Source organism: Chitinophaga ginsengisegetis (assembly GCF_900168065.1).
Classification (GTDB): domain Bacteria; phylum Bacteroidota; class Bacteroidia; order Chitinophagales; family Chitinophagaceae; genus Chitinophaga; species Chitinophaga ginsengisegetis.
Genome location: NZ_FUZZ01000001.1, coordinates 1,323,013 through 1,338,769 on the forward strand (window position 1 = coordinate 1,323,013; position 15,757 = coordinate 1,338,769).

Below are 15,757 nucleotides of genomic sequence, written 5' to 3' on the forward strand. Positions count from 1 at the left end.
TGTTTATCAGGCCTAAAATGAAACATGTGCACCCAGGGTAAGGCTACCCTGACCAGTACGTAAGGTTCTACCGGATCCATAGAGTCCGGAATTCTGGAATTCCGGGTCAATTCCCAGTTTATTTGCTTTCCACAGCATCAGGTTTGACACCTGTGCCCTAAAGGTTATTGCCCGGACCTTCAGCTGGTTGATTAATTTTTCCGGAAGATTGTAAGCCAGTGTTATATCTCTCACTTTAACAAATGAGGCATTGAACACATTAATGTTGGCAGCAGTATAGTAAGTGGTATTTCTATCGCTGTTCTCAGCTTTATTGCCTATGTAGCGGGGAATATTTGTTTTGTTCTCATCTCCGCGGACTTTCCACCTGTCGGCAAATTCTGCATGAACGTTGTCATACATTGGTTCGCTCCAAAACGTATTAACATCACGGAACATCACATGACCCAGGTTGTACACCAGGTTAATGTTTAAAGAGAAATCCCTGTAACTAAAGCCATTTGATAATCCACCAGCCCAAAGCGGTTGCGTGGTTCCCATAAATTTTACATCTGTTGCCTTTGAAGCAACAGGATCAGTGGTGATGGTTCCATCTGCGAGCCTGATTTGCGGATCCCCGTTGTTGTTCAGTCCTGCATAATCAAATGCGAACAATGAAAAAGCAGGATAGCCTGCCACATAACGCTGACTGATCATTTCCGTTCCGGTGGCAATTGTACCCAGGGATTCTATCCGGATAACCTTGTTTTTATTATAGCCCAGGGTGAAATTAGTACTCCAGAAAAAATTCTTACCAACCACATTAATCGAGTTCAAACCAATTTCAAACCCCTTATTTTGTATGGATCCCAGGTTCCCTACCACATTCTGATAGCCTGAAAAAGGACTCACCGGCAGGTTACCCAACAGATCTGTTGTATTTTTGATATAAGCATCTATGGATCCGCCTAATCTTCCTCCGAGTAAACCAAAATCTACCCCGGCGTTTTTAATGACGGTACTCTCCCAGGTTAGTTTATCGTTACCCGGCGTGCCGATAATCAGCCCCATGCCTGTTACATAATACGGGCCTGCATCCGCTTTTAAAATATCGTAAGATGCAGCTGTACCCGGTTGCGGCGCATTTCCTGCAACGCCATAAGTAGCCCTCAGATCAAGTCTGTTTAACCAGTCATTACCCGGCATAAATGACTCTTCACCAAGTCTCCATTTTCCGCCTATACTCCACACCGGTCTGTTTTGTGCAGATTTATCCCTGCCAAACAAATTGCTCTGATCATTTCTCCAGCTACCATTCAGTGTATATTTACCCATGTAGCTGTAACTCAGGTTTGAATAATAAGAGCTGGTTCTGACTACAGGTGATTCTCCCCCGGTAAAATTCTGATCTAAAAATGTAGCGGCATTGGTTATTGTACCATCCACTCCGGCGTTTAATGTTTTGTAATCTATCGGCTGTCCAATCTGCAGTTTATCGTCCCAGCCTCTTACAATGATCTGTGTTGCTCTTCCATACTGTGAAGTGGCCTCTTGTCCGGCGAGCACGGTTAACTGATGTTTTTGCCAGTTCTGATCAAAAACAAGCTGGTTCCTGATGGAGTAATTTTTCAGGTAGGAGTTATTCTCTGTTAGTCTGCCGCCACTGTTTGGCAGATAATAAACAGGGGCTTCTCCGGGCACCGCCACGGTAAAGTCCAGCAATTCCCTACGCACGGTATAACTGTTGGCGTCCAAAAACCCTGTTGCGTTGGCCGACAAAATATTGTACCCATAGTTTCCTTCAAAACGCAGGTTTTTCAGAATCTTAACGGTACCTCCTCCTACTATCCTGCTGTATAGCTGGTCACTTTTATTATAGCCGAGGTTACGCTCATTGAGCGGGTTATATTCAAGGTTAATCCCGCTCCGGTTCTGATAATCCAGTCTTCTTGCGTCGCTGAAATCCCCCATATGATTAATGGTTAAGGGATTACCGGCAGCATCTTTGAATAACTGATAAGGAACAAAGTTTGGACTTAACGATATATCAATGGGAGATGAAGTTTGGCTATTGCTGATATCGGTAATCAGGAAAAGCGAGATGCTTTTGTTGAGAACAAGATCCTGGCGAAAGTTGATTTTATAAAGATCATCCTTTTGACCGGGTTGATTTGATCTGGTTCCGGTATAGCTGACGGATCCATAAAATGCATACGCCTTTCCCCCGCCGGATACAGAAATGGTTTGGTTGGTCAGTGTGGCATTCCGGTAAAAAAGGTCTGCAATTTCACCTGTGTTGTTTATGGCAGCCAGGCTATCCAGGCTTTTGGTTTCCTGCGCAGCGGAAATCAGCCCGGCCTCCCTGTTGTACTGGATAACCTGATGAGGGCGTAACGCTGCTAACTGTGATGCCAAACCAAAGGGATAACTGGCTTTACTCTGCTGAAATACCTCTCCGGAGGCGGTAATGAAATCCCTGCTGTTCAGTCTTTGGATATAGTTCAGGTCCGGCTTTCCCTGAAAATTTACAAATCCATCATATTCAATACTCAGCTTATTACCGGCTTTCCCTTTTTTTGTGGTAACCACGATAACGCCATTAGCGGCCCTTGTACCCCATATAGAAGCGGCCGTTGCATCTTTTAGCACCGTAATATCTTCCACATCCTGTGTATTGATAGCGGATATATTATCCTGGGGAACACCGTCGACCACAATCAACGGGCTTCTGCTGGCGCCGCCTGGTACGGCGTTGCCAAACTCATCATATAGGCCAATTGTTGCCAGTCCCCGTACTAAAAAAGGGTTCTGACTGGCACTGGGCGCGTTATTCACAACCAATCCGGGTACAAGTCCATCTAATCTCGAAAGGATATTTGCACTACCGGAACGGTTCTTCATAATATCCAAATTAGGTTTGGAAAAAGAACCTGCACTTCGTTCCCTTGAAATTTTCTGGTACCCGGTAGAAACTATTTCCGCAGCTTCCAATACTGTTTCAACTGCATTGAGTGTAATCTTTATGGCTTCCTCGCCGGTGATTTTTACTTCTTTCTCTTCGAAGCCAATGTAGCTTACTACAATAACTGCCCCCGGTTCAACAGCTATCTGAAAGTTCCCGTGCTCATCGCTGACGGCGCTTACCTTTTGCCCTTTTACCCGGATTGTTGCGCCTATCAATGGTTGTTTGTCGTCGCCCAAAACAGTACCGGAAAGTTTTATGGGAACGACAAAATCCGATGCCTTCACCGGCTTCTCCCGGTATTTGATTAAAATATTTCCTTTAGAAATTTCGTAACTCAGCTGCTCCTGTTTCAGAACAGTTTTTAAAAAATCTTCTACAGGCATATTACGTGCCTCTAAGGTAACGGAACCGGCGTTTTTGATTTGTTCACTATTGTAAAAAACGCTTAAACCGGTTTGCTTCTCAATAATTTTAAAAACGTTTGATAAAGGCATTTTCTTTGCGCTCAAAGTGACTGATTGAGCTATGGCTGATGCCTGCACCTGAAAAAAAGCGACAGTTAGAAAAACGATTGTTAGTTTCATAGCTAACAGTATTTTGGTTGATAGCCCCGGCCCCGTGCATTCATTCGGAGATACACCGGCTCCTGACGGCTGGTTTAAAGCAGAAAATTGCATAACTTTGTCCTGGTTTGGTTGATAAATAAGCAGTTCTTCTTCGAGTGAAAATTGTTTTTATTGGTTGACCAAATAATCCTACCGGAGATGTTACCAGCATCTTCGGTTTTTTATTTGATCCCCCTGGTTTACTTACTATGAAATTGTAATGGTTGTTATGGCACAGGAATTAATATCTCTGAAATCAGTTATTCAATATAACCAGCCTGTTGTTAGCTTCCAGCCTGTAACGCAGGCCCACTCCTTCAAGGAAATGCAGCACCTCAGACAAAGGTAAATTCCTTTTAAAAGTACCTCCAAACTGAATTTCACGAACAGGCCGTTCATACACAACCTGTATATCATACCATCTTGCCAGTTGCCGCATGGCTTCTTCAAACGGCTTATTATCAAAATTAAATACTCCATTTTTCCAGGCCAGGTCCTGTTCAAGATCGGCAGCCATCACTTTACCGGAGCGGTAGGCTTGTCCCGGTTTCAATACCGTGGATCCAATTTTCACGCTTCCTTCCAGCAACGATATTTTATCTGCAACCTCATCAGCATAGGCATTTACGTTGAAACTGGTGCCAAGCACCTGGATGGTGGTTCCCCTGGTTTTTACGAAGAAGGGTCTGTTGTGATCAGGCGCTACTTCCAGGTAAGATTCGCCGGAAATCTCTATTGTTCTGTGCCCGGTGAATGCAGTAGGGAATCGCACACTCGATGCGGCGTTTAGCCATACTTTGGTGCCATCGGGTAAGATCAGTTGATATTGCCCCCCTTTTGGCGTACTGACTTTATTATACAATTGCTCTCCACCGGTGTTCCGGCCTTCATATGCAAGCATGCCTGCATCCCGCTTAATGATCTTTAAACCTCCCTGGCTGGCGAGGGATCCGTTGGCTGCGCTGTCGAGAACAATAGTGCTGCCATCAGACAACGTCAGCGTAGCCTTATTGCCCCCCGGAAGAATATCCGGCTGCACCTTTGAAGGGGCGAGGGCCATTTCTTTTTTGGGCGGCTGGTGCCTCAAATATAATACGGTTGCGGCTCCGGCCAATAGTAGAATCATGGCTGCATAACGGAGCCAGGTGCTTCGGAGCGGGAAAGGAGAACGATGATTAACCGCAGACTCAGTGTCTGCGGTTAGAGGCAACAAACCAGTGGTTGGTTCTGATTTCAATATTGCTGATAGTATTTCTGCAGTTCTTTCTTCCGGGATTTTTTTCAGACCCACGGGGTCCATTTCTAATTTATCTAATATCTCTACAGATAACCACTCATGATAGCTGCGATTCTGCAACATGAGCGCAAACTCACGCTCCTCTTCCGGAAGAAGGGTGCCTTCTACATATTTATCCAGTAGTTCAAGAAAATAATGCCGTGTATCCATCCGGAAGTTCCCCTTTTAATACTAAAGACCGGCAGGTGTCATAAATGGAGTACAGGGAGCGCAAAAATTTTTTAATAATTCATTAAAATAAATAAAATTATAAAAAGGTCGCCCCGCTGTTTAAGATAAGACCGGATACCCTGCCGGGCCCTTTGCATATGAGTCTTTACAGTTAAAACCGAAATGCCGAGACGGTCTGCAATAGCCTCGTAGCTTAACTTTTCCTGTTTGGCCAGGGAGAATACCATCCTTTGCTGCTGCGGAAGAGAAAGGAGCGCTTCATTCAGCACCAGGAGCAGCTGCTCCTGGTGCTGCGCTATTTCAGTTATAGGCTGGGTTGGACCGGCCTGGCTGCCCCAGGCATGTTCCAGCGCTTTGTTATTTGCCCATTTTTCCAGGTATTTGATCACCTGGTTCCGGCTGAGAATAAATAACCAGGACCTGAAATCGTCCAGTTCCTCCAGTGACTCCCTTTTTTTCCAGACAGTCAGAAATACTTCCTGAACAATTTCCTCTGCAATCGTATCGTCCTTTGAATAAAGTCCGGCAACGTGATAAACCCTGTCCTTATATTCCAAAAATAATTGTTCAAATGCCTGGTGAGAACCAGCGGCCACCTGCCGGAGCAGTTCTTTTTCGCTATCTTTCTGTAAGTACACCAAATGCAGTGTTTATTGGTTGGAGGGTAAAGTTATAGGAAAATAGACACATGTCAGGTGGTTTTACATAAGAAGGTATAAAACAAACCGCTCAGCACTACATAAACTCCGCCTGCATACTTAACAATATTAATACCACCACTAACTTATCTGCCACAAATTTCTCGCGCAGTACCTGGTTTGCCAGGCTCAGGTGTTTCTCGATTGCTTTTACACTCACCTTTAGCTGGTCGGCAATTTCCTGGTGCGTGTAACCATGTTGCTGTTTGAGGAGGAATATCTTACGGCGCTTCTCCGGTAAGGTGTTAATCACTTCATGAAAACTACGCCATCCATCTTTAAACAGGAGGTCTTCTTCAAAAGATACAGAAAGCGGTTGCTTTTCATTAAAGGCGGCATCGCGTAACAAACGTCTTGCTTCTTTCTGATTATGATTCACTACAATACGGTAAACATAGGTGCGTAACAAGGGATAGATCATAGCATCGTCTTTCAGCGAAGGCAGGTTATCCCATACCTTAATGAAACACTCCTGCACAAGGTCTTCCACTATAAGGGGATCTTTAGTATATCGCTTTACAAAATGATAAAGGCGGTCCTTATTCTCCAGGTAGATCCGCTTAAACCTTTCCTCCAGGTGAAGTGATTGCGTGTCCATATTGCTGATGCTTCCCGTTATCCGGGAGCTACAAAGTTGGAAAAGATTTATCTTTTGTTGCTGCTCCGGTAAAAGATAATGATTAATTCATACACCATCTCCCCCAATGTTATCCTAATGTTAACTCCACTTTTCGCGGTAGGGTTTTGCTGTGCCCGTGCTGTGTTATTATAAGCGGAGGTTTTAAATGCACTTCATGAAGATAGATAAAGCATTGCTTGGTAAATATTTTGACGGGACATGCACACCACAGGAGGAAGAGCGGGTGCTCAGTTACCTGGCAGGACAGGATCACCAGGAATTTATTGCTCTCATGGAGCAATCGTGGGAAGAAGTGCCTACCGATAACATCGGCGAAGACATTACCCGGCGGATGCTGTTGCAGCTGGAAATGAAAACGTATGGCAGAAAGGGAATTATTCCTATTGAACACGCTTCCCGGGGATGGAAGAAAAACTGGCTGCGTGTGGCAGCTGCATTGGTGTTCATTCTAACAGGCGCCACATACGGGTTGATTACGCACAGGAAGCACACCGCACCCATTACCTGGACCACCATTTACAACCACCATAACAACCCCGAACTGGCCGTATTACCTGACAATAGTAAGGTGTGGCTGGCTCCGGGCAGTAAATTATCCTATACCCCGTTTACCGGTAAAGCCGAACGTAGTATAAAACTGGATGGAGAAGCATTCTTTAATGTAGCGCAAAATGCTACCCGGCCATTTGTAGTGTATACCGGCGAGCTGGCTACCCGTGTGTTGGGTACCACCTTTAATATTGAAGCCTACCCGCATGAAGCAGCAGTACGGGTATCTCTGGTAACCGGGATGGTGGCAGTAGCGCCGGCAGACAGCATTGATCAGGTGGTGGCACAGCTTCACCCCGGCGATGTAATGGATTACGAAAAAAGCAGCCGCACCTTTAAACGGCAACAGATCAGGATCAGCGATCCGGAAGAATGGATGAAAGGCTCACTCGTATTCAATGACCTGCTGCTTACCGATGCGTTGCAAAGAGTGGCCACACGCTATCACCTGGTTATACACTACGCAAAAGGAACACAATCAGCATTGTCAGATAAAAAGATAACCGCCATCTTCCGGAAAGAAAGCAGTAGTGAGATCTTAAATAATATACTCTTCATTTCCAGCTGCTATATGCAGCAACGCGGCCAGGACATTACCGTTTACAATATGCCTTAAACCAATACCAGTAGCAGGACAACATGCCTGCTATCATCTATTCTTAAAATAAATTAATGTATGCTTTTTATGCACTATAAGGCAAAAGGAATTCCTTTGCCGTTTAAATTCCTTCCTATACAAATAAAGCGATGGTGTTTGAGCCTGCTGATGTGTTGTACTATTTTCAGTTTACAGGCACAAGAAAAATTCACGGGGCTTACCACTAAAGTTGACTACTCGGCTGCCGCTGTCAGCGCACCGGCGTTACTGGAATCCTTACAAAAACAAACGGACTATACTTTTTCTATTGACAGGGCCGTATTAAACAGCATCACCGTCCGCGATGTACACTTCACCAAAATAAGCCTGGGGAAGGTATTACAATACCTGGAAGAACATTATGGTCTTGCATTTGCCGTAGCCGGAAAAAATATTGCCGTACGAAAAGTGGCTGCTTCTCCCCAAAAACCTGCATCCACAGAAGGAATGCTAAAAGGGAGAATTGTTGATTTTGAAAATGCACAGCCCCTGCCCGGTGCAACGGTACGACTGGAAGGAACCAGCAAAGTTACCATCAGCGACGACAAAGGCTATTATAACCTCAATAGTATACAGGCCGGCAAATACACCCTTACGGTTACCTATACCGGCTATGCTACTACCCACCAGATGATCCGGGTGGAAACAGGAAATAATACGGTAGATGTAAAGCTACAGGTGAAATCCACCACCGCCAATACAGTTGTAGTAACTGCCATTAAACGGAAACGGGTGGCCAACACCACAGATGCACAACTGATCCGGGAGTTATACAACGCCAAATCAGTAGTATCCGGTATTTCAAGCGAACAAATAGCCAGAACGCTGGACCGTGATGCGGCTGAAGTGGTAAAAAGAGTACCGGGTGTAAATATCTCGGAAGATAATTTTGTCATTGTCCGGGGATTAAACAAGCGATATAACCTTACCTATCTCAACGATGCAATTGCTCCTGCCAATGATGCCGACAGCCGCTCATTTTCCTATGATGTGATCAGCAGTAATGCCATTGATCGTATGATGGTGTATAAATCGCCCTCCCCTGACCTGCCCGGCGAGTTTTCAGGCGGACTTGTAAAAATATATACCAAGAAAAGCCAGATGACCCGGCAGGTGGATCTTCAGCTTTCTACTCAATACCGTTCCGGTTCTACATTCGATAACGTATGGTCTTATGCAGGCGGTAAATATGATTTCCTGGGTTTTGATGATGGTACGCGCAAACTCCCCTCAGGTATACCAAGAGCTGCGAATTTCAATCACCTTACCCCTGCAGAAAATGCCGGGTATTCAAAACAGTTCAAAAACATTTATGTACTGGATAAAACCTATAAGGCGCTGCCGGACCTGCGGTTGAATCTCAATTATTATGATGCCTGGAAAACAGGACGGAAATACCTGAAAAACCTTAGCTCCGTTTCTTACTCCAATACACATGAACAAAGGCTTTCAGAACAACGTTCGTTATATAAGTTTTATGATGGCCAGCTTACGCAGGGTATTCATGCCGCCAGGATTTCTGTTATACAGGATAATGAGATGCAGGTGAGCGACCGGCTAACACTGGCGCTTCATAATTTTTTCAATGTCAATAATCAACGTATTGCTGTAGAAGATTACCGGAAGCTGGATGATTACCCGGGCCAGGAATTTCGCCATACCAATCTTTATTATGTACAAAATACCCTGTACTCCGGCCAGCTTGCAGGAACCTACAATTTTGGAAAAAACAAAAGAAATGAACTGAAAGCAAATGCAGGCTATTCCACCATCCACAAGCAGGAGCCGGATAACCGCGACTATACCTTAAACAGGCAGCTATCCGATGCAGGAGGAAACCCGTGGGCCCTCAGCACGGAACTCATCTCCTTTTATACCCTGTCCCGCTCTTTCAACGACATTACCGAAAAAAGCTACCAGGGCAACATCGACCTGAACTACCGGATCACGGATGTATGGGGATTCAAAGCCGGTGGCTATTACCAGTCGAGAATGAGGGATTTCAATAACCGTATCTTTATTATCGTAAACGGTGTAAACCTCTACGATCCCAACCTGGCCATACGGGGTTCAAAATATGACGGCGACAACGGCGAGGTAATAGGAAATGGCCACGTCATTGAAGAAAAATACCTGCAGCATTATTTTGATCCCTCCATGTTCCGAGCAGATGGAACCGGGTACCGGTGGCTGGAAAAAACAACCCCCAATAATCAATACTACGCCGATAATACACTGAAAGCAGGTTACATCAGTTCCGACATCAACCTGTTACAGGACCGCCTTAATATATTCGGCGGCGTTAGAATTGAAGACAACCACTTCCGCATCCTGGGTTCCTACGAAAACGGGCTGGCTGCCTACCCGCTTATCGTAGACCAGCCACTCACCAGCGTGCTGCCCTCCGTTAATGCGTCCTTCAAGGCCGACAGTTCGCTGATTATCCGTATCGGTTATGGCAAAACGCTGAACCGGCCAGAATTCAGAGAGGCCGCCCCCATGCAATATATTAACTACCTGGACCAGGAAACCTACAACGGGAACCCCAATCTGAAAACAGTCAATATCCACAATACAGAATTACGCCTGGAATGGTATCCCCATGGCGCCCGTAGCAATGAACTGATAAATGTAGGCTTCTTTTATAAGCAACTCGACCGGCCCATTGAACGTTTCAGGATGATCTTCAGTGAAGGCTTCGACCAGTTTGTATACGTGAATACCGGGAAAGCGCAGGTATATGGCATAGAAGCGGAATTGAGGAAAAACCTGGATTTTATCTCCGGCAATTTCTTCCGCAGTTTATCCGTAGTACTAAACGGGTCATGGTTCAAAAGCAATGTGGACGTACCTTCCATGCCACAGTACATTGGTTATGAAGGCACCAGGTCCAGACCCATGCAGGGGCAGTCACCCTACCTGATCAATGCCGCGCTCAATTACGAAAACCCCGGTCTCGGCACAAAAATTTCCGCTACCTACAACCGCGCCGCCGACTACATCTATGCGGTAGGCGCCAACAAAGGGAAAAGAGCGGATACCGACATCATGATGAAAGCCCGGAATCAACTGGATCTTACCTGGCGGCAACGCATCAATAAAACCTGGAGCATCAGCGCCGGTGTACAGAATATTCTGAATACTCCCGTAATGCTTTACCAGGACTGGAAACACAACTATCACTATGATCAGTTAAAAGGTGCATCCCCCAAACCCGGCGAGGTATTGCCTTTTGAAGAGGCAGACATTATCTACCGCAGGTATTACCAGCATCCTTACTATTCATTTGCGTTAAACATTATTCTCTGATTGTCATGATATCTACTCATATGCAAACAAAATACCTCCTTCTCCTTCTGCTCCTTTTATGCTGCTGCAATAAATTCAGGGAAAAGCTGGACGCTCAAAATAGTGAGTCCGGCATTATTAAAGTAGTGAAAGCCGGGGTGAATATTACAGAAGCACAGATCGATGAAACGATTACGGTATATGCGAAAATCGGTGATCCTTCTGCAACTGTTAAAATATTCGTTTCAGATGTAGAAACCCAGGTGCTTACCCACGGTAAAGGCATCAACACATTTTTAACATCTATCGGGGAACACATCCAGGTACCTATGGATACTTTTAATATCATCGTTCCAAAGGCCGCCCATATTGGTCCGGGTAATATTTACTTTTCGGTGAACGGACTTACAAAACCCGCGCTCCCCTTTGTAGTAAAGCGACCCAATATCCTTATTCCAAACCAGGTAACCGTTATACCTTACCTCTTCTCCTATTCCGATAGCGTAAAAAGGGACGACGGAACTTATCAGTACTTCTTCCCTGTTGAATTGAAAGACGGTCCTTCCAAACAGGCAGTAGTGAACGTAGTAAAACAGCTGACCTACGACCGCAACACCCAGACCTTTTACTTTGTCGATTTTCAGGAAAGCGATCACTCCTTACGCATCCGCATGATCAAAAACGGAATGGTCACCACCATTGCAGGCGGTGGGAATGACTATTTTGCCACCACTGCCGGTAAGCTCAAACTGAGTGCAGATGATTATAGCGTTGCCGGGGGCAATACCGTGGACATGAAACCCGGACCCGACGGCAAATTATATTTCAGGAACCAGTTCAGAATAACACCTGCATCCCCCAACGAAAAACCAGCCGACTACACACTGCTCCAGAGTCTGGACCCCGCTACCGGTAAAGTAGCCACCATTGCCGGTAATAACAAACGCAGCGTAGATGTGTATTATTCCAATGAAATTATGAACTACCGCGGATTGGAGGATGGCCCGGCAGATTCAGCGATGATTACTTCACCCACCGGACTCACTTTTGATAAAAAAGGGGATCTCTACTTCCTGGATCAGGGCACATTACTCCGGGTGCTTAAGCCAGATGGAAGCATACAAACGGTGATGGGAAAAGTTAGCAGGGAAGCGTATGATTTTGAAGATGCAGATGGCATTACCTATCATACTGTATTTTATACCGATCTCGTAGAACATAGTGATGGATTTGGTGATGAAGTACGTTTTTATAACGCCACCAACATGGTGATGGCAGGCAATGGCAAACTCTATATTCTTAGTAACGGCGCCGGCTGGGGCACCAATATCGCAGAAGTAAACCTGGATACCCGTGAAGTATCCACCATTGTGGGGTTACCGGACACACAGCGTAGTGATTACGAAACCGGTACTTTCAAAGAGGTGAGTTTACCTTACACGATCACCACTTATGATACCGATTTCGACGGGAACATTGTTTTTGGGTTCACCACTATTTACAAAATGGATCTCAGGTCAGAAACCATTGCGGTGATTGCCGGAGGGCCTATGCAAAATCCAATTCCCCCGGAATATAAATCCCAGAGGGACTTTATGCAGGTGGCGCATCCGGGCAATAACTGTATACTCGGAAGGCCCAACAGGGTCGTATTTGATCAATTTGGCGATCTGTATGTAGGTTATGACTATTTGTGCTGTGGCGCAGATGTGAGGATCGTAAAAATAGCCATTGGAAAATAATCTAAAGTCAAAAATAACTATGAAAAAATATCTTCTCCTGGTTTTTACAGCAGGATGGTTACTGATATCATGCAAGAAGGATAGTGAATTACCAACCGCTCCTCCCCTTGCCTACCTGATGGTATATAATGGGGTGCCGGATTTTTATGGCGCCAACAGTATGGTGCTGGTGAATAACGCGCCTTATGGCCCCCGTAGCTATAATGATAATGGTAATGGGCTGGTAGGCGCCTTTAACTTCTCCAAATATACTTACACTGATACCGGCATTTTTAAAATCGGGTTTACCGATACAACAAATCTGCCCCTCAATGCCCATAAAATTTCGGAGACCCTGCTAAAATTTGAAGACCAGCAACATTATACGCTCTATCTGCTGGATAGCCTGGGATTTTATGAAATACTTTATACCCGGGATGATGTAAAGCCAGATCCGGATCATGCAAAAATAAGACTGGTACATCTAAGCCCGGATATGGGCGCCGTATATGTGAAGGTAGATACCACAGCCATTAACACTATCAGCCACCTTGCCTTCCGCGGTGTAAGCGATTATGCCACCGTTTCCCCGGGTCCAAAGCCAGCTATCCGGATCATGTACCGGGATGATATTACGGGTGAAGAAAAAACGCTGGTCCGCAAATCGGTTCCGCTGGAGGCAGGCAAATGCTACACCGTGATCCTCCGGGGCTACCGGCAGCCTATAGATGGCAATGTGAATAAAACCATCAACCTGTCTACCATCACCAATTTCTGACCTTACAACCGCAATCATGAAAACAATTTTCTTCTTTAAATATATACCCGGCATTTTACTATTGTGTTTGCTTTTTGCCTGTAAGAAAGATTCGCCTTCGGCAGATGGCCCTGTTATACAAACACCGCTGATCAGCAAACTAAGCAGAACGTTTGTACAGGCGGGCGACCGCCTCACCATTTATGGGCATGCGCTTATACAGGACGGCCTGCTTACGGAAGTATTTATCGGCGGGCGTCCCGGCGAAATAGTGGGGCAGTCCGCAGACAGTCTTGCCATTATCATTCCGCCTAAAGTACTGAACGGCCGGATCCTGGTAACGATTAGCCGCAACCAGCAATTTAAAAGCGCCAATGGTCCTGAAATAGCGGTAAAGCCTACTCCGCTGATAAAAAGCTACTGGCCCAGCTATGCGTATGCAGGCGATACCATTGCTTTATATACGGAGAATTTCAGTGAACAGAATAACGATAATTTTTTCTATATCGGAAACGATGCACTACAGCTTGTTTCAAAAAAAGACAGGGATACCTTCTTTGTTAAACTGCCAGCAAATACGAATACCGGGCTTTTATCCTGGCATACATACGATGGCCCTTCAGATACTTTTCCTGTCCCTTTCCCTATCAGGCATGCCAGCTATGCAGTCAATACCGTAAAGGATTGGCTGCACCTGGACCCTGCATTTTCTTATATGGATACGTTGGTGCGCGGTTATCCTGTACTGGCCGGTGGGAACTATCCGGATGTTCACAAAAGGATCTACGATTCTGTGTTGCTGTATATAGCAAATACCAACCGGTCCTACACGATCTTTCTCCCGGCAAGCGACAGTTACCGGCGGAATAATATCAGCCAGGAAACCTTTCTGAATAAAATAATGGCTAGGCCTTATAATTATAACACTTTACTGATTACCGCAATTGTTCCCGGGCGACAGCTTCAGCTGCAAACCCTGCAGGCGGGGGATGCGTTCCCTACCGCCTACACCATGAGAATGGTATATGGAAATGATTACGATGACGCATCCGGGAATACTGTTTCAATTATAGAACAGCAAGGCGAAAAATATGCACAACTGACAGGCATTTACGGGGAAACAAATCCACCTGTTAAAATATTAAGAAGTCACCAGGTGGGTAATGCTACCATCTTTGAAACAGATGGGGAACTGGGCATTATTTATTTCTAAAAGAAGATTATAAAAAGAAGCCGGCGCCTCACTGACAGATGAGACGCCGGCTTCACCCAGCCATAGTTACCAGGTAAATTATATCGAATTACTTATTTAATGTAACGCTATCATCAATAAAAGATCTTCCGGTAGGAAACGGATACTACATCACTCCTGATTCAGGCGTATACTACAACTCGTATCCAATAAAACGTCGACCCTCAAACATTTGTAGCTGATATATAGAAATTCAGGGACCAGAGCTTCACGATATTCAAACCCTCACGGCTTTCGCTGCCTGTTCAATTTCTTCTTCAGCAAATGCCCTTTCCACATCCAGATACCGCTTAACGCCACTACCGGCAAAAACACCCAGCGTACTGCATTGGCCGCGGGTGGATTGGCCGCTACCGGCCCATAAATATACCCCAGGATGGGGATGCTGAGTATGATGTGTAACCAGCGGATTATTTTACGTTCTGTGGCTGCTTTCATAAAAATGTTTGTACCACAAAACTAGTCCGCTATGTTTAGCTATTTTCAGGGAGTAGACATGCCGGGAAAATGTGCCGATAAAACGGGGCATTGATGGCAATGGCTTAACAACCGGACTATACAGGAACACATGATCGCAACGGCGATCACAAAAAAGCGCGCCACCGGGTTTCCGGATCTCTCCGGGGAAAGGAATCCTAAAAATCGTTAGTCATCAGCGCTAAGAGCGCGCTTTTTAACTGCGCCGGCAATTGTGCTATAATATCAGACATCTCTCCTGCCGAAACATGCGCCATTAATACCCTTAGCACCGCTGCAACCGCTATGGCGGCACTTTCTCTGTCTTCAAAATCACTGCCTGCCGGTGCCCCGTCTGCATCAAATAAATCCAGCAAAAATTCATCCCAGGTTTTTATGCGCTCCTTGTGACTTACCTTCCAGCCATCAACATACACGCCTTTGATAATTAAAGGCAACTGTGATATAAAGTGAAGTGATTCTTCTATACTTAAACAACGCCGCAATGTATGCAGTGTGCATCGTAACACCCTCGCAGCGCGTGGTATATTATCACGCTCCCCGAGTTCTGCTGCCAGCTCACTTAACAGGTGATTTCCTTTAGCTGAATAATGATCAAAATAACCTGACATAACCTCTGATTTAGGGTACCAAATTATTGCCTGCAGCGGTTGAAATAAATGACCCATCTCATACCGGCAGGTGATTATAATCAGATAAGTACCTAATACCGGTCATTTAA

Annotated in this window: 11 protein-coding genes; 5 read left to right on the forward strand and 6 right to left on the reverse strand. The window is 45.4% G+C overall.

Translation table 11 applies throughout. The annotated features are described in order from the left end of the window. Window positions 1-12 precede the first annotated feature (12 nt). From B5Z18_RS05105 to B5Z18_RS05120, 4 genes are all read right to left on the reverse strand, one after another. The gene (locus B5Z18_RS05105; RefSeq protein WP_159454195.1) at window positions 13-3,528 is read right to left on the reverse strand and encodes a SusC/RagA family TonB-linked outer membrane protein; all 3,516 of its coding nucleotides are present in this window, start codon (window positions 3,526-3,528) and stop codon (window positions 13-15) included. 277 nt (window positions 3,529-3,805) lie between these two features. Then, window positions 3,806-4,996 (reverse strand): FecR family protein, encoded by a 1,191-nt coding sequence (locus tag B5Z18_RS05110; RefSeq protein WP_079468306.1) that lies wholly within the window; start codon window positions 4,994-4,996, stop codon window positions 3,806-3,808. A 71-nt stretch (window positions 4,997-5,067) separates the two neighbouring features. Next, window positions 5,068-5,655: an RNA polymerase sigma factor gene (locus tag B5Z18_RS05115; protein WP_235015926.1), complete on the reverse strand. Its 588-nt coding sequence runs from the start codon at window positions 5,653-5,655 to the stop codon at window positions 5,068-5,070. 97 nt (window positions 5,656-5,752) lie between these two features. Then, the gene (locus B5Z18_RS05120; RefSeq protein WP_079468308.1) at window positions 5,753-6,313 is read right to left on the reverse strand and encodes an RNA polymerase sigma factor; all 561 of its coding nucleotides are present in this window, start codon (window positions 6,311-6,313) and stop codon (window positions 5,753-5,755) included. 196 nt (window positions 6,314-6,509) lie between these two features. Between B5Z18_RS05120 and B5Z18_RS05125 the strand changes: the two genes are divergently transcribed. The 5 genes from B5Z18_RS05125 to B5Z18_RS05145 all read left to right on the forward strand — a co-directional run bounded on the left by B5Z18_RS05125 (window position 6,510) and on the right by B5Z18_RS05145 (window position 14,520). Then, window positions 6,510-7,520, forward strand: coding sequence for a FecR family protein (locus B5Z18_RS05125; RefSeq protein WP_159454197.1), 1,011 nt, complete (start codon window positions 6,510-6,512; stop codon window positions 7,518-7,520). A gap of 69 nt (window positions 7,521-7,589) precedes the next feature. Further along, window positions 7,590-10,850, forward strand: coding sequence for a TonB-dependent receptor (locus B5Z18_RS05130; protein ID WP_159454198.1), 3,261 nt, complete (start codon window positions 7,590-7,592; stop codon window positions 10,848-10,850). Window positions 10,851-10,870: 20 nt separating this feature from the next. Beyond that, window positions 10,871-12,571 (forward strand): NHL repeat-containing protein, encoded by a 1,701-nt coding sequence (locus B5Z18_RS05135; protein ID WP_079468311.1) that lies wholly within the window; start codon window positions 10,871-10,873, stop codon window positions 12,569-12,571. 19 nt (window positions 12,572-12,590) lie between these two features. Then, a complete protein-coding gene (locus tag B5Z18_RS05140) occupies window positions 12,591-13,328 on the forward strand; it encodes a DUF4397 domain-containing protein (protein WP_079468312.1) in 738 nt (245 codons plus the stop codon). A 16-nt stretch (window positions 13,329-13,344) separates the two neighbouring features. After that, a complete protein-coding gene (locus B5Z18_RS05145; RefSeq protein ID WP_143313493.1) occupies window positions 13,345-14,520 on the forward strand; it encodes an IPT/TIG domain-containing protein in 1,176 nt (391 codons plus the stop codon). Between the two features lie 264 nt (window positions 14,521-14,784). On the opposite strand, the gene B5Z18_RS05150 is transcribed toward B5Z18_RS05145, so the two are convergent. Both B5Z18_RS05150 and B5Z18_RS05155 read right to left on the reverse strand, forming a co-directional pair. Next, window positions 14,785-14,997: a hypothetical protein gene (locus B5Z18_RS05150; protein ID WP_079468314.1), complete on the reverse strand. Its 213-nt coding sequence runs from the start codon at window positions 14,995-14,997 to the stop codon at window positions 14,785-14,787. A gap of 197 nt (window positions 14,998-15,194) precedes the next feature. Further along, window positions 15,195-15,647, reverse strand: coding sequence for a DUF2267 domain-containing protein (locus B5Z18_RS05155; protein WP_159454199.1), 453 nt, complete (start codon window positions 15,645-15,647; stop codon window positions 15,195-15,197). Between the last annotated feature and the right edge of the window lie 110 nt (window positions 15,648-15,757).